Origin of the sequence: Lacipirellula parvula (assembly GCF_009177095.1) — a bacterium.
GTDB lineage: Bacteria > Planctomycetota > Planctomycetia > Pirellulales > Lacipirellulaceae > Lacipirellula > Lacipirellula parvula.
Window position 1 is genome coordinate 395,560 of the sequence record NZ_AP021861.1, and the last position, 24,666, is coordinate 420,225.

The 24,666-nt window shown below is 61.0% G+C and carries 17 protein-coding genes; 5 read left to right on the forward strand and 12 right to left on the reverse strand.

All coding sequences use genetic code 11. The features are described from left to right. Nucleotides 1-150: 150 nt before the first annotated feature. Genes PLANPX_RS01500 through PLANPX_RS01510 form a run of 3 tightly spaced genes read left to right on the forward strand, consistent with a single transcriptional unit; the run spans nt 151 to nt 2,788 of the window. On the forward strand, nt 151-954 hold the full coding sequence (locus PLANPX_RS01500; protein WP_172991792.1) for a DNA adenine methylase: 804 nt from the start codon (nt 151-153) through the stop codon (nt 952-954). A 2-nt stretch (nt 955-956) separates the two neighbouring features. Beyond that, a complete protein-coding gene (locus PLANPX_RS01505; RefSeq protein WP_152097017.1) occupies nt 957-1,910 on the forward strand; it encodes a ParB/RepB/Spo0J family partition protein in 954 nt (317 codons plus the stop codon). Further along, nucleotides 1,907-2,788 carry a hypothetical protein gene (locus PLANPX_RS01510; RefSeq protein ID WP_152097018.1) on the forward strand — a complete coding sequence of 294 codons (882 nt, stop codon included), beginning with the start codon at nt 1,907-1,909 and terminating at the stop codon, nt 2,786-2,788. Before PLANPX_RS01505 ends, PLANPX_RS01510 begins: the two co-directional genes overlap by 4 nt. A gap of 82 nt (nt 2,789-2,870) precedes the next feature. Here the strand turns inward: PLANPX_RS01510 and PLANPX_RS01515 are convergent, their stop codons facing one another. Further along, a complete protein-coding gene (locus PLANPX_RS01515) occupies nt 2,871-3,806 on the reverse strand; it encodes a DUF1559 domain-containing protein (RefSeq protein WP_172991793.1) in 936 nt (311 codons plus the stop codon). Between the two features lie 364 nt (nt 3,807-4,170). On the opposite strand from PLANPX_RS01515, the gene PLANPX_RS01520 reads away from it, so the two are divergent. Further along, nucleotides 4,171-6,630, forward strand: coding sequence for a hypothetical protein (locus PLANPX_RS01520; protein WP_152097020.1), 2,460 nt, complete (start codon nt 4,171-4,173; stop codon nt 6,628-6,630). A 94-nt stretch (nt 6,631-6,724) separates the two neighbouring features. On the opposite strand, the gene PLANPX_RS01525 is transcribed toward PLANPX_RS01520, so the two are convergent. The 11 genes from PLANPX_RS01525 to PLANPX_RS01575 all read right to left on the reverse strand — a co-directional run bounded on the left by PLANPX_RS01525 (nt 6,725) and on the right by PLANPX_RS01575 (nt 22,641). Continuing rightward, entirely contained in the window at nt 6,725-7,747 is a 1,023-nt protein-coding gene (locus tag PLANPX_RS01525; protein WP_172991794.1) for a DUF1559 domain-containing protein, read from the reverse strand. A gap of 191 nt (nt 7,748-7,938) precedes the next feature. Further along, nucleotides 7,939-8,727 (reverse strand): PEP-CTERM sorting domain-containing protein, encoded by a 789-nt coding sequence (locus PLANPX_RS01530; RefSeq protein ID WP_152097022.1) that lies wholly within the window; start codon nt 8,725-8,727, stop codon nt 7,939-7,941. Between the two features lie 173 nt (nt 8,728-8,900). After that, entirely contained in the window at nt 8,901-9,932 is a 1,032-nt protein-coding gene (locus PLANPX_RS01535; protein WP_152097023.1) for a hypothetical protein, read from the reverse strand. 416 nt (nt 9,933-10,348) lie between these two features. Beyond that, nucleotides 10,349-11,209 carry an HAD-IIA family hydrolase gene (locus PLANPX_RS01540; RefSeq protein ID WP_198421830.1) on the reverse strand — a complete coding sequence of 287 codons (861 nt, stop codon included), beginning with the start codon at nt 11,207-11,209 and terminating at the stop codon, nt 10,349-10,351. A gap of 491 nt (nt 11,210-11,700) precedes the next feature. Continuing rightward, nucleotides 11,701-12,657, reverse strand: a complete 957-nt coding sequence (locus PLANPX_RS01545) for a PEP-CTERM sorting domain-containing protein (protein ID WP_152101761.1) — start codon at nt 12,655-12,657, stop codon at nt 11,701-11,703. Nucleotides 12,658-12,861: 204 nt separating this feature from the next. After that, complete coding sequence (locus PLANPX_RS01550) at nt 12,862-14,481, reverse strand: hypothetical protein (protein WP_152097024.1); 1,620 nt, start codon at nt 14,479-14,481, stop codon at nt 12,862-12,864. A gap of 80 nt (nt 14,482-14,561) precedes the next feature. Then, on the reverse strand, nt 14,562-15,464 hold the full coding sequence (locus tag PLANPX_RS01555; protein WP_152097025.1) for an ABC transporter ATP-binding protein: 903 nt from the start codon (nt 15,462-15,464) through the stop codon (nt 14,562-14,564). Nucleotides 15,465-15,544: 80 nt separating this feature from the next. After that, nucleotides 15,545-15,934: a GntR family transcriptional regulator gene (locus tag PLANPX_RS01560; RefSeq protein WP_152097026.1), complete on the reverse strand. Its 390-nt coding sequence runs from the start codon at nt 15,932-15,934 to the stop codon at nt 15,545-15,547. Between the two features lie 337 nt (nt 15,935-16,271). Then, nucleotides 16,272-18,188 (reverse strand): hypothetical protein, encoded by a 1,917-nt coding sequence (locus PLANPX_RS01565; RefSeq protein WP_172991795.1) that lies wholly within the window; start codon nt 18,186-18,188, stop codon nt 16,272-16,274. Nucleotides 18,189-18,269: 81 nt separating this feature from the next. Then, a complete protein-coding gene (locus PLANPX_RS01570) occupies nt 18,270-21,785 on the reverse strand; it encodes a beta strand repeat-containing protein (RefSeq protein WP_152097028.1) in 3,516 nt (1,171 codons plus the stop codon). Nucleotides 21,786-22,146: 361 nt separating this feature from the next. Further along, a complete protein-coding gene (locus tag PLANPX_RS01575; RefSeq protein ID WP_152097029.1) occupies nt 22,147-22,641 on the reverse strand; it encodes a DUF6960 family protein in 495 nt (164 codons plus the stop codon). Nucleotides 22,642-23,073: 432 nt separating this feature from the next. On the opposite strand from PLANPX_RS01575, the gene PLANPX_RS01580 reads away from it, so the two are divergent. Continuing rightward, on the forward strand, nt 23,074-24,567 hold the full coding sequence (locus PLANPX_RS01580; protein WP_152097030.1) for a hypothetical protein: 1,494 nt from the start codon (nt 23,074-23,076) through the stop codon (nt 24,565-24,567). The last annotated feature ends 99 nt before the right edge of the window (nt 24,568-24,666 follow it).

Sequence of the window (24,666 nt, forward strand, 5' to 3'; positions counted from 1 at the left end):
AGGGAAAAGTGTGCGGCTTGAGTGGAAATTAGTGGCTAATTCAATCGCTATGCTTATATTTGCTACTTTAGCTATTCGGCTTTTCGTCTTTCGCGGAAGAATCCGAGGAATCTTCAGTTCCAGCTTAATAGCAAGAACCGGAGCAAATCCTTGACTACACCACTTTTTAGGTGGGCGGGCAGTAAAAGAAAAAGCCTTCCCACGTTAGCTGAATTTTGGCAACCAACATTCAGGCGATATGTCGAGCCGTTTGTTGGTTCAGCAGCGCTGTTTTTTCGACTGCAACCCAGACGGGCGCTGTTGAGCGACATTAATAAAGGTCTTATTGAGGCATACAAGGTCATCCGCGATCAGCCTGACGATCTGCATGCCGCCGTTTGCGCCATTCCCAGGCGCGAGACTACCTACTACAAGATCCGAGCGCAACGTCCTGCTGATTTGACGCCTTTCGAGCGTGCTGTACGCTTTGTGTACCTCAATAGATATTGTTTTAACGGCATCTATCGAACTAACGCCAAAGGCGAATTTAACGTGCCATTCGCTCATAATAAGCCTGGCGTCATCCCGTCTATTGAGCAGTTTCGGCAGTGCTCAATTTTGTTAAGCAAGACTTCATTGCGCTGTGGAGATTTTGAATCCGTACTTTCTGCAGTTAGGGAGGGCGACTTTGTGTATCTGGATCCGCCGTATGCTGTTGAGTCTAGGCGGATTTTCCGGCAGTACGACGCAAAAGAGTTCACGTTGGAGGATATGGAGAGGCTGTCTAAGTGCCTTCGTTCTATCGATGGAATTGGCGCATCATTTGTGATTAGTTACGCAGATTGCGCCGAGGCACGCCGCCTCCTGAAGCGATGGAAACCAGTGCGGCATCGGGTTCGGCGACATATCGCAGGCTTTGCTTCCGCTCGTCGTACCGCTTTTGAGTTGCTCGCCACGAACATTGAGGCCAGATAGTTATGGCCAGTGATCACGAAACCGGCACGCTAGATCATATCGCTGTCGAGAGAATTGATTCCAATCCAGAGAATCCGCGGCTTAATTTTCGCCAAGGTGAACTTGAAGAGTTGCAGGAGTCTATTCGCCAGTACGGCGTGCAGGTGCCGATTGCTGTTTATAAAAAAGGCCGACGGTATGTGCTGATTGATGGCGAACGAAGGTGGCGCTGCTCGTCCAAATTGAATTTGAAGACCATTCCGGCGCTCATTCAGGAAGAGCCTGCGCCGCTTCAGAATCTTCTTCTGATGTTCAACATCCACGCGCTCCGCGAGCAATGGGATTTGCTCACAATTGCGCTGAAGCTCCCGACAATCATTTCTCTTCTTGAAGACGAACGAGGGAAGTCGCCTACCGAGACGGAGCTTTCGACCACCACGGGGCTTTCTCGTAGCGTCATTCGTCGATGTAGGCTTCTAACTGATCTGCCCAAGAAATATCAGAACCAGCTTCTTGGTGAATTAAAGAAGCCAAAAAGCAAGCAGGCATTGAGCGAAGATTTCTTTATTGAAATGGAGAAGTCTCTCAAGACGGTTATGCGAGCAATGCCAGGGGTTGTATCTGATAAGAATAGAGCGCGCGACTGTCTTCTTAAAAAGTATAAAGATAAAGTAATTGATAATATTGTGGACTTCAGGAAGATGGCGAAGATCGCGAGGGCAAAGAGCGTCGACGCTGATGCGGATGCCGCTAGGACGGCTATACAAAGGCTTTTGGATGATCCTGACTATTCGATAGATGAGGCTTGGAACGACACTGTCGCTGAGGCGTATGTCGAGCGGGATATCGTCTCAAGGATTGAGCACTTGCTTTCCAAGCTAGGTGAAGTTGGGCGTACGGAGATTGACGAAGATGTTCGCGATAAGCTTGAGGAGTTGGTTCAGAGAGCTCGAGCTATTCTGGAGGCGGACGAATGACGTACGTCTTGCTCGGGCAGGATCTTCACGAGACAGCAGATGGAGCTAAAAAGTATTTCAGCCAGAACTATGGCGCTACGCAATTTAAGTGCGAGCAGTCCGTTAGAGAGAACTTGCCACTCAAGCCAACTTGGCAGGCGAAGCTCAAGCACGGCTACACCTTGTGTGTTAATGTTCAACCCAGTCCCTTCTCTCACACTCTTCATGAATTCGTAAACAGTTGCGCAGCCAACGGATTAGCCATAAAGCTTTGGGTCGCCGTCTCTCATGGTGGAGCAAAGGATTCATTCAGTGCAGAACTCAGGAAAGCCCATGAAAATGGAATTGGCGTACTGCAATTTGGTCCGGATGGTACAGCGCATGAGCACAATCGGGCCGTGCCGCTCTCGTTGTTCGCGTTGCGAAAAACTGTTCTGAAAGATGTGCCAACGGTGTGTCGCGAGCTCGTAAAGGATGCAGAAGCGACATTTTTGGACGGAGCTCCGGACAAGGGCTGTCAAGCAATCTGTCAGGAGCTTGAGCGTGTTACTCGGGCATTTGCCGAGACCACATACAATCTCGGCATGTGGACTGCACCAAAGAGCTCGAAAACTTACTCCAGCAAGTTCTTTCAAACAGACCCGTGGGCAGCGATGCTGGAGGCAATGGAGAGCCGCATTGACGTTACTGCCGTTCGAGGTAAGTGTACCGGCTTTTCGAAGCAATTGATTGTTCAGAGTCGCGGCTACACTGACTGGAGAAATAAGGTGAGTCACGCACCGAAGACGCTCCAGCAGGTTCAAGCCAGAGATGCAAGGCTTAGGACAATGTACGAGGCTACGAGAGATCTATTACTGGAGTGGTACCCTGTAGCCAAGCCATTTAAGGTGCTAAAGTAAAATTTAGATCGTTGTGCTGTTTGGGGCTTCGGTAACACGAGTGGGTGTCCTCGAATAATAAGCCATGGCGGTGTTGCCTCTTTCAATCCGCAAACACCCTGTCCGGTACGTCTCCGCCGTCGCCAATGGCCGACAGCATCACCAGCGTCGCGACGTCGAGCGTGTGCTCGATCGTATGCACGCTGCCGTCGAGAAACGCGAAGTGGCTGACGCCGTTGTGCAGACTGCCGAACTTGCCGGGGTAGTCGTCCGTCTCGCTCTCCGGGAAGCCGGCGGAACTGCGGCGGACGATTGAGTGTCGCGCGTCGCCGCTGAAGATCGCCGCATCGCCTTGCCGCACATGTTGCAGCGCCGGATCGACTGATTCGTCGATCGGCGGCAGGTACTTCTCGCCCACTGCGTACGTCATCGACAGGCCGTCGGTCACTTGCCGGGCTGAGATTTTCGACATCACATAGATGGGGCCAAGTTCGGTCGTGTCGAATTCGTCGCGTCCGGGCATGCCGTGTTGCGTGCTGGTGCCCGAGTTGGCGGCATAATCGCTGCCAGCCGCGACGCCGCGCTTCGTCGACGGGGCGTCGTCATTGTCGAAGTCGCGATCGGCGACCGGGCTGCGACGCGTGGGGCAGTAGAATGCCGACACCGGCGTCCGCATCGCCGTGCTGTTCGCGTCGTCGTCGGCGCGGATTGCAGGATTGTGAGCGGCGTACATCGCCTGCTGTTCCATGTAGGGCAGCAACTCGAACGCCCATGAGACGGCGTACTGGTCGGTTCCTAACGGTTTCAGTGGAAAACCGTGGCTGGCGGCGGGGAAGCGTCCCTTAGCATCGTGGTGAAGCTGCAACGCGAGCCCGATCTGGCGGAGGTTGTTCTGGCACTGCGTGCGACGAGCTGCTTCGCGCGCGGCCTGGACCGCGGGCAAGATCAGCGCGACGAGGACGCCGATGATCGCGATGACGACCAGCAGCTCGACGAGGGTGAAGGCGGTACGACGGCGGCAAGGAGAAGTATTGGTCATCGGGCAGGATTCGCAGGCGGGAGGCGGGCGGCAATCGGCGCGGTAGCAACGACTCTCGATTCGTTGCTGCAGAGTGTAACCCCGGCGATAGCAGCAAAGCTCGCTCTCCAGAAAAAAGTCCAAGCGAGCCGCTGGCTTCATGCCAGCGGTCATTGCCAATCGCACGAATCGCGGGCCGACGATTGACGACAGCCGTTAAGCGCTGCTCCGGCGGTGCGTTGATCCGCGGCTACGGCGGTGCTGGCGCCTGCCTGGTTTCTCTTGACCGCCGCCGTCATACCCGCGTACTGTCCGCGGCCCGTGACGGGTCTCGCGCTCACTCTCGAGCGGCCCAACGATAATTTCACGCACTGGAGGCGTTGCGATGGTCGCGAAGGTGTTCTTGGCAGCGGCGGCGATTCTGATTTGCTGCGGCACGACGCTGCAGGGCGAATGCCCCGGCGGCAAATGCGACAAGTCGGGCGAATGCGCGACGGCGTCGAACGCAGAAACGTGCAGCGTCGAAACTTGCAGCTGCGAAGAATGCAGCGGCGAGAAGTGCACCGCGTGCAAATGCCAGAAGTCGACGAGCGACGATCTGAAGGTCGCCGTCGTGAAGGACGAAGAATGCTGCGAAAAGAAGAAGTGCTCCGCTGAAAAGTGCACGGCTGGAACTTGCCAAGATGCGAAGTGCAGTGCTGAAAAGTGCAGCGCGTGCAAGTGCGACAAGTCGACCGCGAGCGACGAGCTCAAGGTCGCGCTCGTCAAGGACGAAGAGTGCTGCGAGAAAAAGAAGTGCTCGACGTGCTCGACCAAAAAGTGCTCTGGCTCAGCTTGCAAAGATTCTGCCTGCAGCAAGACCGCCTGCATTGCCGGCTCGTGTAACCTCAGCCAATGTACCGCGGGCAGCTGCGGCGACGGCGCTTGCAGCCTGACGGCCGGCGTCAGCTCGATGTGCGAAACGCTGAAGTGTGCGATCGTTGATGCCGCCAAGCAGGAATTCACCGCGACGTGCAGCGGCGGAACTTGCAGCGGCGGAACGTGCTCGAAGAGTAAGTGCGAATGCGGCGGGAACATCTGCAGCACGACGGCCTGCTCCGGCAAGTCGTGCGGCAGCAAGTGCTCCACGGTCGCTGCCGCGGAACCGTGCGATACGTGGTTCTGCTTCGAAGGCAACTGCTCCGCCGGCGAATGCAGCGCTGCGTGCTCGACCGAAGTTTGCGACGGCCTGAAGTACGCCGTTGAAGCCTGCCTCACTCTCAATGGCGGCGAATTCACGATCACCACCTCAAAGACCTGGCCCGGCACGCCCGTTGAAGTCGCCGTCGCGGCTGAAGAATGCACGAAAGTTTCCGCCTGCTCGAAGTCGTGCGGCAGCGAGTGCTCTGGCAAGTGTGCCGGCGAATGCAGCAAAGAGTGCGTTGTTGAGTGCAGCAAGTCGACCTGCGGTACGCTCGCCTGCTCGACTGAAAAGTGCACCGTCGCCAAGTGCGACGCCGCGCAATGCTCGACGGATGTTTGCGGCGCCGAGCAGAGCGAACTCGACGCGAAACTCGCCGATCTCGCTAAACTGCAACGCGAAGTCGCCGAGCTTCGCCGTACGACCGGCACGCCGGAGCAGTTGATCGTCAACGTCAAGCTGGTCGAAGTCGATTTGACGAAGTGCCGCAAGTTGGGCTTCTCGTTCGATTCAGCATCGCCCCATATGGTGGCGGATTTAAACGAGACGATCGAAAAGTCGCCCGATTTCCTCACGGCGCTGCAGAAGAATCATTTGGCCAACGTCGTCGCCAACCCGACGCTGGTCGTGCTTAGCGGCCGTCCGGCTCAGTTTCATGCTGGCGGTCAATTTCCAGTTACCAGCGGCGACGGCCGCACGGAGTATAAGGACTTCGGCACCAAGGTCGACGTCCTGGCGACGACCGTCGGCGGCGGTAAAGTTCGGATGGAGATTCGCCCCGAGTTTAGCGAAGTGAACGGCGAGTGCGGCCCGGCCCCCTGCCCTGCCCTTTCAGCTCGTCGTTGGGATTCAAGTCTGATCGCCGAGCTTGGGAAGCCGTTCGTCCTATCGAGTGCCAGCGAGCGTCGCGTTCAGGCGCATGTCGAGACCGACGTTACGCAGAATCCGCCGCAACAACGGGTGCGTCAAGAGGTCAGCGAAGTGCAGTACTTCGCTGTCGTCACGGTGGAAGCGTCGGAGGGGATGGAGCCCGCTGTTTCGGAGATTCACCAAGCCGGTTTCGAGAGCCAAGCCGGGCGCGAACAAGTACAAGCCGCGTACGAAAAAGCGCTGCTGGCGGAAGTTGCGGAGGAGGAGTACTGCGTACGCGTCTACCCGGTCGCGGATCTGCAGGTGTGGCGCGTTCGTCCCGATGGCGTGGAGTTCGACGCCAGCTTGCTGACGACGCTCATCAAAGTGATGGCTCCTGAAAATTCGTGGCGAACGGAGGCGGATGGCGTTACCGTCGACGAATCGGCGCGTGGCGAGATTGAGGCCTTCGAACGCAACGGTTCGCTGGTGATTTGCCAAACGGAAGAAAGCCACGAGCGTATTGCTGACTTCCTGCAGCACATGCGGGTCGAGAATCTGAAGAAGACCGAAGCTCGCGAGCAGAGCGAGGCCGCGGTCGTTCCCGCCTCGGGCGTCGAACCAGTTTCGATTGAGACGAAGACCGAAGCAAAGTGCAGCCAAGGCGCTTGCAAGGGATCGAAGTGCCCGAGCGGCCAGTGCAGCAAGTCGTCCGCCGACTCCGTGATCGACGTTGCAGCCGCGCCCGGCGAATGCACCGGCAATTGCCCCGAGTGGGGCGATTGTCCCTGCATCGGCGGCACGTGCACGAAGTAACGCACGGCGTTCGCTAGCTAGAGTAACTAACGAAACGGCCGTTGCTGATCTCGATCAGCAACGGCCGTTTTCGCATTGTGCGAACGTTCGTTCGCTACGGCAGCTTAGGATCGTGGTCCGGCTGCCGCGGTCCCCCTTCATCCGAGCGATGTCCGCTACGGCGATGGACCTCGGGATCGATGTCGAACGAGATCGTCGTTACCGAACCGTCGCACATCCCCATGTTGAGGCCGCTCGGGTGCGAACTGCCGAAGCGGTACGAATCCTCGACGCCGTCGACGTCGGGCTTGGGGATTTGCGCCTTATCGGGGAATGCGGGGTCGTAGTACACGCTCCGCATCAGGTCGTCCTGAAAGCCGTTGTACATCGGCCAGTCGTCCGCCTTCGCTTCGCCGCGGAGCGAGGCCTCGGGCTCGAGAAAGCGTTCGCCGACGGCGTAGGTGTTCGACGTGCCGTCGGTGATGTGGCGGAACTGGATGATCGCGCCGCAGTAGCCGATGCCGTTGTGCCAGTCGATGTTCGGCCGCCAGTTGAGTTGCTTGGCCGCATCGAACGCCTTCGGCACATGGAGTTCGCACCATGTTTCCAGTTGGGCAATGTCGCCTGCGTTGGCCGCGTAGTCTGACCGAGCGTGGAATTCGGCATACCGCCCGTTGATCGCCACCTTGTTGTACACGTTGGGATACGCGATCGACGGGCGCCGCGTCGGGCAGTTCAGGAAACCGATCGGCATCGCATCACGGCGGGCGAGTTCTTTCTTTAAGTCGACGCCCGTCATTCCTTTGCCGATCTGGTGGACGGCGCTTTGCTCGATGAACGGCAAGATATTGTAGACCCAGCCCCCGGGTTGGCCGGTCGTGGCGCCGGCGTTGGGATCGCCCGTCCAGTCGCCGAGCCAACCCGATGACGGCAGGCATTTGTGGGTGCTTTCATGCATCGCCATCGCTAGCGACAACTGCTTGATGTTGTTGCGACAAGAAGACATGCGGCTCGCTTCGCGCGCCGCCTGCACGGCCGGCAGCAAGAGGGCGACCAGTACGCCGATGATAGCGATCACGACGAGCAACTCAACGAGCGTGAATCCACTGGCTCGTGCGAAGGTGATGCGACGACTCATGGTTTTGCCTGCTTCCGTCCTGTACGGGCTTTGCGAAGAAAATGTGGGAGGGGTCTCTGACCCCGATGCGGCGTCGAAGTGCATCAACTGTTTGTGGTGGTGACTGGCATCGGCGTCGGAGACGCCTCCCACAAGTTGTGTGGCTTGGCGTCACCGGCAAGATGCCAGTGACGCCAAGCTGACTATTTATTTCATCTGCGACGGCGGTGACGCTGAGCGATCAAGCCGATGAGGGCTGTGGCCGCCAAGAGCCCCGTCGCCGGTTCGGGCACGCCAATGACGTCGATCTCCCAAACCAGCGGCGACGCGATCGGTGCATTGAAACCATCGTCGATGCCCGTGAACGGGTTCACGCCCACGAACGGATCGCGCAACTCGCCTTGGGTGTTGTCGACCGCGTAGAAATCGAAAATGACGTTCGTCACGCCGCTCGCGAGCGGCCCGCCGCCGCCGTTGGTGATCTCCACCAGCGTCGAACCCCACTGCCCCGTGTTGATCGTGCCGGAGAGATCGGATTGAAAGTAACCAAGCGTCGAGAAGCTGCCGCCGCCGTTGGTCGACGTGCTGATCACTGTCGTCGAGAAGACGCGGCCATCCTTACCGTTGTTGCCGGTGAGGATTTGGATCTCGTTGATCGTCTTCGCGCCGCCGAGCGTGTACTGCACGCGCTTTACCGGAGTTCCCGCCGCGGGAAGATCGTTGAGCAAGCCGTAGAGGCCGGTGTTGTTGACGCCATCGGTGAACGTCGGCAATCCCTCAGGTAGCAGCGAGTTAGGCGCCGCGGGATTCGCCGGATGCCAACCCATGTCGCCGGCGAGCTCGACGCCGATTTGCCCCGCGATGAGGTCGTTCGTCGAGATCAGCGCCGCGAGGCTGGTGTTCGCCGGGCCATGCGTCGTCACCGCCGTTGGCGCTCCCCAAGCCGGCATGCCGAGGAACGTGGTCGCCGCTGCAGCAAGAAACCAAGTTGCGATCTTCATTAGTCGCTCTCCGTCGTTGAAAAAGAGTTCAAGAAGAGTTGCTCTCTCCCCCTCCCTCGCAGGAAGGGGCTAGGGGAGGGATTAACGAATCCTCAACCCCGCCTCCAGCCTCTCCCTCCAGGGGCGAGGCGTATTAAGTACGCAAGTTGCAACGTGTGAACGCGGTCAACTTGCTAGTTTTCGCAGACTGCCGCCCGCGTTCGCCTGCTTTGTTGCGAGATCGACGCCAACATCCCAATGCAAACTAGCGTCAGCGCCGAAGGTTCCGGGATCGCAGCGATGCCCACGGTTCCGAATTGATTTTTCCAAACGGTCAGATCGTCGCCGTCTACGTCGTGATCGCCGTTCGCATCGCCGGTGGCTAGCGACCCGGTTCCCACGGCGCCGAACCCGCGCTGCCAGACAAGAAAATCTTTGCCGTCGACGACGTCGTTGCCGTCGAAGTCGGCCGAGTTCGCCGTGGCCGCGTTGCCGATGACGTCGATTTCCCAGATCAGCGGCGCCACGAACGCAGGCGTAAGACCGTCGTCGATCGACGTGAACGGATTCACGCCGTCGAACGGGTCGCGATATTGGCCGCCCGTGTTGTCGACGGCGTAGAAATCAATCTGCAAGTTCGTCACGCCTGCTGCGAGGACTTCGGCGTTGTCGTTGAAAATCTTCAGATGCAAGGCGTGATCTTCGGTCGCGCCCGGGACGCCCGTCTCGTTGTTGATCGACCCGAGTGGCGCCGACTCAAAGTAGCCGAGGAGCGCGAAGCTCGAACCGCCGTTCGTCGAGTAGCGGATCACCGAAGTGCTGAAGATCCGCCCGTCGGCGTTGTTGAGATTGCCCGAGAGGATGCCGATCTGCTGGATGTCGGTCGGGCCGGGCAGATTGTATTGCAGCTTTTTTGTTGGCGTGCCCGTTGGCGGGAAATCGTTGAGCAGCCCGGTGACGCCGGAGAGGTAGCCGTCGCCGTCGGTAAACGCGGCAAGTCCGTTTGGGTTCGCCGAGTTGCCCGACGCCGGGTTGCCGGGATGCCAGCCATGGTCGCCGGGGAGTTCCGTTGCGATCAGCCCGGCGAGGATGTCGTTCGTGGCGATGAGTCCGTCGAGCTCGGCGGCGCTAGCGCCGCGCGTCGCTTCGGTTGTAATGGTAGCCGAGGCCGGCGTACCGCACAGTGCGATCGCCGCCCAGCTCCAGAGGAGCAACTTGCGTCTCATAGGATGTCCTGCCAATTAGCGAGTGCAACGCAATCGGCCTCGCCCAGGCGAAAGAGTTTTCCGCCCCTGCCCCGCCGCAAACCGCCGATTGCTGACGTGAAGTCGTGAAAGGAGAACGTCGCACGAGAGCAGAAAAGCGAATGTCTCGTCGACTGGGGGCAATTCTATCAAAATGGCATGCAATGGATTGTCATTCCTTTAAGGAATATCACTTTCCGAGGTTTACACGCGCCTTCGCGATGCGTAATGTGCGCGATTCGTCTTGGATTTTTCGCGAAGGGTGGCTTCCAAAAATTTGCTGCTGTCATTGTCAACGACGACGGCCCGCGTGCATGGCGAACCATGACGCGGGCCGGGTGAGGTTTCGAGTTGACGGTGTTCGAGTACCGCTCCGGCGGGTCGTTGACCCGCGGCTACTAGGCGTGGGCCATTGCCCACTCGCGCAAGTCGTGTGGCGTGTCGTCTTCGCGGTTCATCGTCGGCAGGATGTTGTGCAGAATGCCGGTCTCGGCGTCGAGGTCGGCCACCGAATCGATCACCAGGTCCGGCTGGTAGGCGAACTTCGTGAGATCCTCGCGCTTCGATCCGCCGCTCAGGACGAGGATCGTCTTGTAGCCCATTTGCACGCCGCCTTGGATGTCGGTCTCCATCGTGTCGCCGATCATGATCGTTTCGCTGGTGGCCATGCCGAGTTCCTTGCGGGCCATCCGCATCATCACGGGGCTCGGCTTGCCGACGCTGAACGCTTGGATGCCGGTCGCCTTCTCGATGAGCGAGACGATCGCCCCGCAGCCGGGCCGCGTGCCGCTGTTGGTGGGGCAGTTGGGGTCGAGATTCGTGGCGATCAGCTTCGCCCCGTCGAGCACCATTTGCACCGCTTGTTCGAGCATTTCGAACGAGAGCGTTCGCCCTTCGCCGACGACGACGTAGTCGGGCGAACGATCGACGATTGCGTAGCCGTTCGAGTGGAGGGCGTTCAACAGCCCTCCCTCGCCGATGACGTACGCCGTGCCGTGCGGCTTTTGCGAGGCGAGGAACCGCGCCGTCGCCATCGCACAAGTGAAGATGTGCTTGTCCTCGACGGGGATGCCCATGCGAGTGAGCTTCATCGCCACGTCGCGACGGGTCCGCTGGCTGTTGTTCGTGAGGAACATGAACGGAATTTTCGATCGCCGTAGCCCGGCGATGAATTCCGCGGCGCCGGGAATCAATTCGTGGCTGCGATAAATGACCCCATCCATGTCGATGAGGAAGCCTTTGCGCGTACCGATAGTCATGGGATTGCTCCGTAGTCGAAAAAACGTGAAGGCAAGCCGACGGCGGTCGCATCATGCGCCGCGCGGGCAAGACTTGCCGATTTGTAGGCGGGAAAGCGGCAGGCTCTCAGTGTGAGTCGCCGGCTTTTGGTAGGCGGGCCGTGCGATCAGCATGCTTCGATCGCACGGGGCGAGTGAAGTATGACGACCGACGGTGAGGGGGATGTGAAGCTTTGTCGCGGGGACGCAACTTCATCGAAAACATACTAGAGCAATGAGCGTGCCGAAATGCTGCTGCGCGAAGTGACAGCAGCGCAGATTGCGGTGAAACGTCGCTCCACACGCGGCCAACTTCACCCCATCTTCACAGCATTGCGCGAATCGACTCGTTTTTAGCGCGACGCCGTGATCGCGACCACATGCTCGTGGCTGTAAATGCCCAAGGATTAGGCAGTGCGAATTGGGCGCGGCGTGCGAATAGCACGGTCGCGTAAAATTGCCAGCACATGCTTTTACGCTTGCGAAATCCAGCCGCGTCGCCGTCCGCAAATTGCCGCTCCGCAGAACGCCAGCAGTGCGAAACTCGCTGGTTCCGGCACTGGCAGAGCGTGCGAGAACATCCAATCGTAGATTCCCTCCGAGTAGTAGACCCCCAGCACCCCGGTGTGGTCGCCTGTCGGTTGCTCGTAGTACATGAGATCGAGATCAGGCCGCGAGATGAAATAGTTGGTCGTGCTTCCCGGCGGTTCGGAGTAGACGATCTCTTGATGGAACGGCACGGCGAGATTCGCAGCCAGAAAATACTTCGAACTTTGCGCAGTGGGATACGTCGGCGCCGGTTCGCCCGCCGCGGCGAGAATCTGACTCACCACGTTGCGGCTGTTCGAAACCGACGTCGTTGCATCGTCGCGAGCATGAACCGCGATGATGGGCGTATCGGTCAGGTTGGCGGCTTTGAAATCGGTCCCTTGCAGCGCCGGACTCACGACGAGCCCAGCTGCGAATCGCCCCGGGTAGCGGCTGAGCATGTTCCATGTGCCGCCGCCTCCCATCGAGTAGCCCGTGACGTACAAGCGACGGGGATCGGCGCCCAACTCATTCACGGCGCGGTCGATCATCGTCGTCACCCAGTCGGTGACGCTAGTGCCCGTCCAGCCCAAATTCGTCTGTGGCACATAGAGCATCGCGCCGCGGCGCTTCGCCTCGTCGGCGAGCATGTCGGGCGTTTGCTCGATCTGTAGCGTGTTGTTCGTCCCGCTAGCCCCGCTGCCGTGGAGGTAGATGACGAGCGGAACCGGATGAGCGGGCGACGCCTCGGGCGGAGCGTACAACCGCCCGGGCATGACGACGCCTCCGGGCGGCGTGCGTAGGGAAAAATCGACAAAGTCAGCGATGTTAGCGGCATGAGCCGGCGCGGCGAAGGCGACGATCGTCGTCGCGATGAGCGCATAGCATGGGCGCAGAATCATTCGTCTCTCCTGGCAGAACTTGACGGAGAACTAAGTAGCGAGCAACGCAAACGTCAGTGAGAAGGCAGCGACAAGAAGATGCGCGCCGTCGCCAAATTTGTGCAGCAATCGATGTTCAACAAGCCAACGGAACGGACGCCCGTTCACCGCACATAAAGCGGCGATCGTCGATCGCCGTATTGATTGATCGCCAAAACGCCGCCCCTATCGCGTCCGATTCCAAGCCAGCGCCAACGGCGTCGCCGCAATCGGCGCCACCACCAGCGACAGCGAGCCAAGGACAAGCGTTCGAGCGGTCACATCGAGAAACGCCATCTTGGCAACCATGCGATCCTGTGGACCCATTGCAGGGAGCATGTTCGCGCCCGCCGCCAGTAGAATCACCCAGACGACAACCGCGGCCATCGCAATCCGAGGCTGCAGCAGCCCGCGGTGGAACGCGTAATAGAACGAGGCGACTGTCGCCGCCGTCGCGGTGACGCCGAACAGAGCGCCGAAGGCGTGCACGATCTCGTCGCGCCCAAAACGATGCACTACAAGATCATTCAGCAACAGCAGCGCGATGAAGCCAAAGCTGATGTAAGTGATCACGCGAAAGATGAGGCGGCCTCGATCGGCGAGCGCCATAACGATGGCCGTCGCCATAGTCGCCCATGACAGCAGGATGGCGCCGAAGAGCAACGCCCAGCGGTGCGCGGGAGGGATGCGCTGCATGGGCGAGGCGCCAGCCAGCCAAGCGAGGAACAGAATTAGCAGAAAAATCACACCCCAGCAGGCCCACGTTTTGAGGAAGCTTCGCGCTGTCACCACCAGCAGCTGGCGCGACATGTCCACGGTCGTGATTGGGCGCGACGCCAGAAACTGCCCGATGCTTGTTTGGTCTTTTGAGCCTAAGGCGCCTAAGAAGAGTCCGCCGATGGCCGTCGCGATCGAGACCATGCCGCCGCTGAACGCATACGCTTCAACCAAGTCGCCCGGGTCGCGATTCACGAACATCCACAGCACGAACGCAAACGCGCTGGCCGATAGCACGCTCGCCGGCGCTACCCAGCTGCGTTGTTCGAAGTACCACGTTTGCGCCGCGAGCGGCGCGGCGAACGTTGTCGTCTTTCGTCCCTGAATGCGACGTTCGCTGAAGTCGTCGAGCCAACTGATCACGCCGGTTGAAAACGGCCGCTCCCCGCGGCGGCTGCGAGCAAAGGCTTGGACGCCGAGCCGATAGGAGATTGCCGTGATAGTCAGCAGGCAGATTGCTTCGGCCGCCGTCATCGACTGCCAGGGATGCTTCAACTCGCCGAACATCGGGCCGAAGTGCGACTTGATCCAAAAGCTGAACACCCCGGACACGACCGTTAGCGCGAATAGCATCCAGCGAGACTGGTAGGTCAGCCACATTGCAGAATAGGCGACGACGATAATTGCCGCGCCGAAAATCGCCGGCTCAAGCGTCGGCCACTGCAGGCGAAACGCCGCGTTCATGACGGCGGTCCAGACGATGAGATCGACGGCGATGATCGCTGCCGCAGGCAATATAAGCCCGTGCATTAGCGTCGCCGCCGTCGCCGGATACGAGTAGAGCCGTTTGTGCATCGTAGCGCTTAGTGCGAGCAGAGAAGCGACCAATGCCAGGATGTTCGTTTGCACGAAGCAGAACCCAAGCAGTTGATTTGATAGATCGCCGTCTCGGCCGAACGACGTGGCGCCCGTGCCCATTGATGCGAGGACGAGTAGCGGAAGCGCGAACGTCGCTAGCGCCGCGCCCACTACTTGCCAGCGCCCGCGAGTCACCAGTTCCCAAGCCATCGCTCCGGCAATCGATCGCATCGCACCCTCCACTCGCACGAACTTTTTTTACGCCCCGCTTCTTCAAATCGGGGGGCGCACCGCGCTACATCCACTGATCGTCACCCACTCACCTGCGATACAAAAATCTCATCGAGCGACAAAGCTGCATCGCCCACCACGGTCGCCCCCAGCGTTGCCGCCGCGCTCCGCAATTGGTCGCTGTCGCCGTTGCAGAGATAGGTCCATTCGAACCCGCCCCCCGAGTGCGAAAACGCTCCCACGAGCGCCGGCGGGCGTTCATGCGGCTCGTTGAACCGCAGCGTCACGCGGCGATGCCGATCTTTCACGTCTTCCATCGTGGCGGTGAGCAGCACTCGTCCTTGATGAATGATCGCCACTCGGTCGGCCACTCGTTCCACCTCGTCGAGTAGGTGCGAGGAGAACAGGACGGTGCGCCCCTCCTCGGCGATTGTGCGAATGATGGCGCTGAGGATGTCGCGGCGTACCACCGGATCGAGTCCTGACGACGGTTCGTCGAGCACCAGCAGCGGCGGCCGATGGGCGAGCGCCGCCAGCAGGCCGGCTCGCGCTCGTTGGCCGCGCGAGAGCGTTTTAATTCGCGCGTCGGGATTAAGATCGAACGCCTCGCGCAGCTCCTCGGCGTAGCGCTCGTCCCAGTTGGGAAAAAACGCTTGCGTGTAGTTCATCAACTCGCGAACCCGCATCCAGTCGGGCAGGTCGCGATCTTCGGAGAGGTAGCCGATGCGCCCCAGCACGCCGACAGGATTCGCGATCGGATCTTGCCCAAAGACGCGGACGCTCCCCTGCTCCGCTCGCAACATGCCGAGCAGGTGCTTGATGAGCGTCGTTTTGCCCGCGCCATTGCCGCCGATGAGACCGAACACGCCGCCGGTCGGCACGGTGAGCGACACGTCGTTGAGCGCCATCTTGGCGCCAAACTGCCGCGTGAGGCGATTGACTTCGATGCACGGCGGCGCCAAGGAAGGATAAGCGTCGTTCATGGGGAGTTCTCGAACGAAAGAGAGGGAACCACAAAACCCAAGCCTTAGCCTCCGGTTCTTCAAACCGGGGGCGTGTTGCGTCACCCATCCGGAGGAGTCATCGACTCGTTCCGTTTTTCCAACAACTTCGCTAAATCATCAAAAGAAACATCCATCTGCCGAGCTTCGGCGAGCAGTGCATCGACGCGCTCGGTCAGGATCTTCATCCGCTCCTTCCGCGCCAGCGGCGACCCCTGCTCGGAAACATACGTGCCGGCCGTGCGGCGTTTCTCGACGATGCCGGCCGTCTCCAGTTCGCGATACGCGCGGGCAACCGTATTTGGATTGACGATCAACTGCTCTGCCAACACGCGAATCGGCGGCATCTCGTCGCCCGGCGACAATCGCCCGGAAGCGACCATGTACTTCACCTGATTGACGATCTGCTGATAGATCGGCACGCCGTCGGCGGTGGTGATGTGGAGTTGCATGGCGAGCGTCGTCGTCGATTTTAAGCCGCGCGAATGCGAGGCGTCACTTGTATTAATTCAATAATACAATCGACGGCGGGCGAGTCAAGAGAATTTTGAGTAATCGCGGCGGCGACGCCCTAGCCCCAGGCTCTGCCCTGGGGGGAGTTTCCAATCCATTGGGCGCAGTCGCGCAGTAGGCCAACCTCGGGCGGAGCCCGGGGCTAGAACGTTGGCGCGAACCACAGTGCGCGACGTTCCGGCGGGGTGGCATGTCGTGGCGGAGTGTCAGCGTGGTGAATCGTCATGCGCCCCGCGCGCCCAATGATCAGCGCTCCGGCCGGTCGTTGACCGGCGGCTACTTGCGGCGCTGAAGCGCTAGCGGCGCGGCGAGGAGGGCGAGCAGTGCGGCGGCTGGCTCGGGGACGGGGGCGGAGGTCGCCGTTGCGGGGAACATGCCGTACTGGCGTTGCCACACGAGGTAATCGGCGCCGTCGGTCTTCGCGTCGCCGTTAGCGTCGCCGAGCGCGGTCGCGCCGAACGCTCCCTTCCAGATCGTGAGGTCCTGCGAATCGACGTCGCCGTCCTTATCGAAGTCGGCCGCCAAGAAGCTGCCGCCGACCACCGCGAGCATCACCGCGTTTGGCGTGTACTGCACGTCGAACGACAGCCCGCCGCTGAGAGCGGGCAGCGACTCCGATGAAAACGTTCCGCTGATCCCGTTGGCCGCGGTGAGGATAGTGAACGTTTCGCCGAGCATCGGCGCGAAGCCTGGCGCCAGCGACACGGCGAGCGCCCCGGCCAGCGTTGACGAGCCGCCGACGCTCACCATACCGAACGCATCGGTCGGGCCGTCGCCCGTTTCGAGGTTCGCCACTTGCAGGGCCAGCGACGACGACGGCACGAAGCTGAGGTTCTCAAGCATTACGATCTCGCTCGATGCCGAGACGTAAATCTTGCCGCTGTTCGCTACCGCATCATGAAAGACGCCGGTCGCTCCGCCGACAACGGCGATCTCCGCTCCCAGGTTGTTGTCGACGGCGCCAAACACGTCGACTGTGCCGCCGGTGATCGCGAGCTGCGAGCCGGAGTTGTTGTCGAGCCCCGCCCCGCCGACGCGGAGCGTGGCGCCGTTGCGAGCGTCGATATCGCCGTTGTTGGCGATGACGCCACGGACTTCGAGTTCTCCGCCGGCGAGATCGACGAGGCCGGTGTTCGTCAGCAAGCCGGTGAGCAGCAGGTGATCGCCCGTTTTCGTTTGGAGTCTGCCCTGCGTTTGACCGTTCACCGAAACGCCTTGCATGTCGAGCGTGCCGGAACCTTGCAGCAAACCAGAGATGGTGAGGGCCGTGTTCGACAGGGCCGTCGACGTCCACCGCCCTGCGGCCAGCGTGACGCGGCCGGTCGGCGAGATTTGCGACATCGCGCCGGTCGTCACGGTTCCGCCGTTGGAGATTGTGATGGAGGCGTCGCCAGCGCCCGTATTCAAACTCGCGGCGTTGATTTGCAGTCGCGAGCCGATCCCATCGACGACCAACTCGCCGTACGAGGCCGACGTCACGCCAACGTCCACGACCGTGTCTACTGACAAGCGACCGCCACCGTTGATTTCCAGCCGCCCCGTGCCCGCGCCGCCGACTGCGACGCCGTTCGCATGCCAATACGAGAGGTCGCCGCTCACGAGCGCCGATCCGACAGCCGTCAGGTTGGCCCCGATGGTCACCGTGTCGGAATCGAGGAAGCCGCCGGCGAGGACTTCGACTGAAGCCGTGCCGTTGAGGCCGACCGTCATGTCGTCGCCGTTGGAGTACGTCGTTCCCAGTCCCGTCACGACAAGCTTGCCGGTCGAGGTGCTTTGGCCGCCGATGGTCGTATCGTCGGGAACGATGATCTTCGCCAGGTTGGCGACGGAGACCGTGCCGACCCCCTCGTCGCCGATTAGCATGTCGAGGCTGGCGTTAATAAGTTCGTAGTTCGCGCCGTAGCCGTTCAAGCTGAACACGCCGATGCCGGCAACGCCGTTGCCGATGATGGTGGTTCCCGTGTTCGTGAGGCCGGTGCTCGCCGTGACGGTGACCGATCCGTAGGCGGCGTCGCCGATGGTGAACGCTCCGCCGATCGCGCCGCCGCCGGCCGGCGGCACGGGCGTCACGGCGCCGATGGTCGTCACCGCCGCGGACGCCGTCTCCTGGACGCCGCCAAAGCCAATCGCAAGAACAGCCGCCAGTGCCGAGCGTCGACGACGCCCCGCCTGCAAGAGGGAGTGCTGAATCATGAGAGGTCGATCCAAGTAGGCGAAAACGAGAGCCTGCGCCGCCGGAGCCATCTTAATTCCCCGGCGGCGCGGGGGCGATCATTACAGCAACTTGGCGAGTTCCCGCCGCCGGGCGGCCGCGATTCCCGCCGCCGCGAACGCCAATAGGGCGAATCCACTCGGTTCCGGCACCGCTGTGGCTACCGGCGTGCCGACCGCCACGGCCGGCTTGCTGCCAAACTGCTGCTGCCACAGCAGGAAGTCGGCGCCGTCGCTGTCGTTGTCGCCGTCAGCGTCGCCAAGCTGGTTGAGGTTGAAGGCGTTTTTCCAAATCGCGAGATCAGTCGAATCGACGTCGCCGTCTTCGTCGAAGTCGGCCGTGAAAAACGGTTCGTTCACCACCTGCAGCTGGACGGCGTTGCCGAGGTAGTTCAGATGGAACGCCAGCCCCGCTGGCATGCCGGAGACGTCGATCGTGTCGAAGACGCCAGTCACCGTGTTGCCGGTGATGATATTGAACGTGTTGCCGAGCGCCGGCACGAAGGCGCCGTCGATGTCGATGACCAAGCTGCCGTCGAGCACCACGTCGCCGCTGGCGACGAGGCGATCAAAAGCGTTGAGCGCCGTGCCGGTCAGCTCGACTTCGACCAGGCCTGTGCTCGCTTGTTGGTAATCAAACAGATTGACGCGGCCGATCGTATTGAAACCTCCCGGTCGGAAGGTTCCCTGCATGTCGAGCAGTACTCCAATGTCCGCGAGATTGTCGGCGATCATGTGACTGCCGCTGGGAATAACGATCGCTCCGGCGCCGCTGAACGTCGCGCCGGCCTCGATGCCGATATTGTTGTTCTTGAGTTGTAGGTTGCCGTTGAGCGTTGTGCTGGATCCTGTTTGGATATCCAGGAAGCGATTGTTCTGTACGTTGATGGTCGACGCCGTTCCAGCGCCGACGACTATCGCTCCGCTGATCGTCGTGGTTTCGTCAGCCTGCAAGGTTCCTTGCGTGAGGTTGAGAGTCGAACTGGAGTTGAAATTAAATCCGAATCCCTTTGTGTAGACCTTGTGATCGCCGACGGCGGTCGCTGTGCCGCCGAAGGTGAACGTGGCGTTGTCGCGCAGCTCAAGATCGCCGCTGAGCGCGTGGAGCACGGCGTTGTTCGCGGCGCCGTCCCAATCGTTGTCGTTACCGGCGGTTTCGAAGACGAGCGAACCGCCGTTCGTTGCGGAGAGTTGAGTATTGTTAATCACGCGAGCCGAGACCAAGCCATGTCCGCTGATGCCGGCGGCGACGTCGTTGGTGATTGTCCCGCCGCTCAGCACGCCGCCGTTGAGCTGCACGCCGGCTGAGACGTTGTTGTTCCAGGCGTTCGTTACGTGGAGCGTCCCATCGGCGTCGGCCGTGCCGACCTGATCGACGTCGATGATGGCGCCGTTGATGGTGAGCGTGCCGTTGTCGGCTCGCAGCTTGGCGTTGCCGTCGAAGTCGATGCCCGTGTTGATCGTGCCGAAGCCGCGCAGTTCCTTGCCCGCGTCGGCGCCGATGACGCCAACGCCGCTGATCGTGCCGCCGGCAATCGTGTTGGGATCGTTGACGTTGTCGCCGCCGGCTAACCGGAACGGCTCAGCGGCCGTGCTGATGTTGACGGTCCCCGCGATGTCGAGGCGAGCCGTCGTCCGCACGTCGCCGGTGACGTTGATGGCGCCGTTAACATTCACGTCGCTGCCTGCCAGCAGCGTCGCGGGCGCGTTGTCGTTGGCGAGGTTCATGACGCCGGGGCCGTTGAGCGTCCATTCCCCGTTAGGGTCGTCGAGATTCACAGTCAGCACGCCGGTTCCGGCGTTGTTGTTCACGTCGAGCGTGTTCACGCCGCCCCCGCCGTTGACGCGGCCAAAGTTGGCGAACGTCGCGGCGTTGATCGTCATCGGCGCATCGATGTTGATGAACTCGCCGAAAGCGTCGGCGCCGTCGAGATCGACCAAGCCGCCGACCATGTTGAGCGTCACCGCTTCGTTGACGTTGACGAGTCCGCTGAAGAACATCGAGCCGGAGCCCGTGAAGCTCGCGTTGTTGCCGCCGTTGACGGTATCGAAGCTGACGGCCTCGTTGAACGCGAGCGAAGCGCCGGCGGCGACGTTGACGTCGGCGTCGGAGTTGAAGTCGATGTTAGTGAAAAACCTCGCTTGCGAATTGATATTGCCGTCGCCGGTGACGTTGAGATGCGCGCTGAGGGCGCCGGCGTCATTGCCGATGTCGATCGATTCGCCGTCCCACTCCGCGCCGACGGCGCCGGTGGAGTTCATGTTGAGCACGCCGTCCATCACGAACTCCGCGTCGCTGGTGATGACCTCGATGTTGCCGCGATTGAGGTTGATCGTGCCGTTGAAGGCGTTCGTGGCGGAGTCGGGATCGTAGTCGGTGGTGTTCACCGTCAAGTCGCCGCCGCTTTCAACCGTGATCGTGTTCGTAAGCACCCCGAAGCCGTCGAGATTAAAGTTGTTCTGATTGATCACGACGTTGCGATTCGCGGCGACGGTGAAACTCGACGACGCGGTCGGCAGCGTCATCCCCGCCGCGGCGCCGAGCACCGTCGACGAGTTGAAGATCACCAGCCCGTTGTTCACCAGCGTGCCGCCGTTGATCGTCAGCGGCGCGTCAAATTGCAGCGTGCCATCGTCGTCGACGACGGTAATGGCGCCGCTGTTCTGCGAAAAGCTGGCTCCGGCAATCGTCGCTTTGCCAGCCAGCGCTCCGCCAATGCCGCCGACGGCGCCATTGTCGATGGTCATCACGGCGCCCGCGCCGAGGATCCAGCTTGAGGAGATATCGAGCTTCGTTTCCTGCGTCATCGTCAACGCGCCGTTGAAGATGTCGCTGAGCGGAACGTCGATGTCGAGCGTCTGATTGCGGGTGACGTTGACTGCCCCGCTCTCGCCTGAACCGTCGAGATCGAACCTCGCGTCGACGTCGACTGCCGAGACGTGTAGCGTTGCCGCGGCCGGCGGAACCAAGATCAGCGTCGACGGATTCGACGCGCTGATCGTACCGTTGTTGTTGATCAGCGTCGTGACCGCGGCGATGGAATCGGTCATCGACCATTCGCCATTGCCCGAGAGCGTGCCGCCGGAGTTGATTGTTACCGTCGAGTTGGCGGCGCCGACGACGAGCGATTCAAGCGTTCCGCCGTCCAGAAAAATCGTGGCGCCATTGCCGATCGTCACGTCGGCAGCATCGAGGACCGACAACGCTCCCGTCAAGTCGAGCCGCGTGCCGGAACCGCTGAGCGCCGTGGGGCCGTCGACGGTAAGCGTGTGGCCGTTGAGCAGCAACTCAGAGCTTGCCGACATCGTCAGCCCGTTGATCACATTGTTGGTGCCGAGGGTAACGATGTTGTTCGTGTTGAAGATCGCCGCATCGTTGGAATCGGGTTCATCGGCCGGGTTCCAGTTGGCGGTGCTGCCGCCGTCGTCCCACTGGGCGGTGCCGCCGATCCAGGTAGTGTTGACCGCCGACGCCGGAGCGGCGAGCAGCAGCGAGACGGAGCCTAACGAACCGAACGACCAACGAACGAGGCGAGAACGAAGCGACCGAGAATGGGGCGACCGAGAACGAGACGACATGGTGCGGTGTCCTGTTGAATGTGGGCGCTGCCCTGCCGGCGTGCCGCGAAGGCGACGCCAGCGGTGCGCGTACCGGGGGCGGGGATTCCGACGTAGGGGAACGGCGAAACTTTCTAGCCGAGTCGCTCTCTAGCGGAGTCCATGTCGACGCCTAAGAAATTAGGCTCGCATCGCAGACTCATCGGATGGGGACGAGCGCAGTGTTCCCCCCGGCGAGGCGGTCCAGCCTCAGCACCGGCGACCAGAGACAACTTCCAAGTAAGAACCCGAAATGAACAGGCAGTGTTCGGGGGTTAGTATACCGGCGTTGCGGTCGGCCGCAATCGAATTGGCGCCAACAAAATGTGCGTGACATTCTGCTTTACAGCTGGGCGCGTGCGTCCGCGTCTTCAGCGGGTACAGGGATCGTCGGCGTGATTGTCGCCGGATCGTCGACCGGCAGCACCGGCTCGACATGCCGTAAGTCATCCGCTGTGTAGGCGTTTGGAATCGGATTGCCGGCTTCCTCGATGAAGTACCGCATCGATCGGGCGCGCGGCTCCCACTCCATTTCACGGATCGTGCCGGTCCGCGGCGTGTTCTTCTGGCCGCGTGAAAGAACTTCGACCCAGTCGCCGACTTCGTACCCTTCCCAGGGCACTTCTTGCCACATCGTCCGCTTCACGCGCAGCTGCAACTGCCCGTAGTGGAGCGTGACGAACGGCCCATGCTCGCCGTCGCGGCGAAAGACCCGTGGACTGGGAATCGTCTCGTGCGCCGTCGGCACATCTTCGGGATGGACCCAATCGTCCCCATCCTCGGGCCACCAAGGATAGAAGCCGTACTTCGGATCAGTCTTGAGTTTGAGGAGATCCATGTTTCCGTTTCCGCCGAGCGCCCGCTGCGAACCTCGCTATCGTAAACTGCCGGACAAAGCCGGGTCAAAAAACTCACCCGGCCGCTGCGGTTTGCCTGCCGAACGCCGGCTGCTGCTCCGGCCCCGCACGACCTATACTTGGAGACCGATTGTGCAACCCGCGCGCCACACCAACCCCGCGATGCTGCCAGCGGTCAACCAAGAACCACCCTCGCCACACGAACCACACTCGCCCTAGCCCGGCGGCCGTAGGGCCACGCCCTCCGGGCTGAAGCATCGTTCGACGTCGCCAACTCGAACCCGCCGCAACCCGGACCGCGTGGCGGTCCGGCTGCCAGTGGCGGTGAGTGATTGCCAGCAATGATCAATTGTTGGACGGCAACGACCATTAAAGCGAACAGTATTAACGAACTGTAAAGAAGTAGAGCTGCGATGAAACTTCACGATCTGCTGTCACACCATGGTATCGCCGCCAATCCCTTCGCGGACGAGGACGCGCAAACCGACCCCGTCTTCCAGGGCCGCTGCCGCGCGAGCACCTTCCATCCGCAGTGGGACAAGATCTACGGCGACCCCAGCAGTCCCGCCACGTCGATCGTCTTCGGCGAAAAGGGCGCCGGCAAAACGGCTCTCCGTCTGCAGATCGCCGGTCAAATCGACGAGCATAATGCCAAGAACCCGGCCGGCCGGGTGTTCGTTATTGAATACGACGACTTCAACCCGTTTCTCGATCGCTTCGCTGATCGCCTCAGCAGCCGCAAGCGTCGCGACGCCGGCAAGGTGCTGGCGGAATGGAAGCTGTGGGATCACATCGACGCGATCCTCGCGCTCGGCGTCACCAGCATCGTCGACCGGCTGATCGGCGTTGCCCAACCGAGCGGCCCTGCGGCGAACACGCTGCCGGCTGATGCTGCGAAAAAGCTTGACCGCTTCCAAAAACGCGACCTGCTTCTTCTCGCCGCCTGCTACGACAGCTCGCTGACGGAAACCTTCCACACTCGCTGGTACAAGCTACGCCGCAAAGTTGGCTACTGGCCCTGGCTTAGCTGGGGAATCGCGCTGCTCGGCGTCGCCGTCACCGCGGCCGTCGCGGGCGTCATTCTCTACAACAAGAAATACGAGTGGCTGCAGACCGTTTGGCCCTGGCTGATCATCGCCCTCGGCTGGGCGCCGTGGCTCGCGCAGGCCTGGACTTGGTGGTTCCGCGGTTGGGGCGTGGCGAAGAACTTGCGGTCCGTCACCCGCAATGCAAACCCGTTGCGCAAGGTGTTTACGAAGTTCCTCGCTCGCGATATTCGCAACCAACCGCTGCCGAACAAGCAGCGAACCGACGATCGCTACGAGCTCCTCTACAAGTTCCAAGGAGTGCTGCGGGCCCTAGGATTTACGGGGATTGTGGTGCTCGTCGACCGCGTCGACGAACCCCATTTGGTGAACGGCGCCGTCGACAACATGCGCGGCCTCGTCTGGCCGATGCTCGACAATAAGTTCCTCAAACAGCCCGGCGTCGGCATGAAACTGCTGCTGCCGATCGAGCTGGCTGAGCATATCGAAAAGGAAGATCGCGACTTCTACCAACGGGCCCGGCTCGACAAGCAGAATATGGTGCCGTCGCTCGAATGGACTGGCCAATCGCTCTACGACCTGGCCGACGCCCGCGTCGCCGCCTGCGGAGCGGCGGGGAAAACGGCGCGGCTGCGGAGCTTGTTTGACGATTCGATCACGGATCAACGGCTGGTCGACGCCTTCGCGGGCTTGCGCGTGCCGCGGCATCTGTTCAAGTTCCTCTACCGCTTGCTAGCAGCCCACTGCCAGCAGTACACCGACGCTTCGCCGTCGTGGAAGATCTCGCCCAGCACGTTCGAAGCACAGCTGGCCGTCTACCGCAAAGACCAGCACACCGTCGACCGCGGCCTGGGGGCGTAGCAGCAATAGCCGCCGGTCAACGACCGGCCGGAGCGGTGATCGATAAAGAATGGGGAATGTGGAGCGTGGAATGGGGAAGTGCCCATCACCCCCCATTCC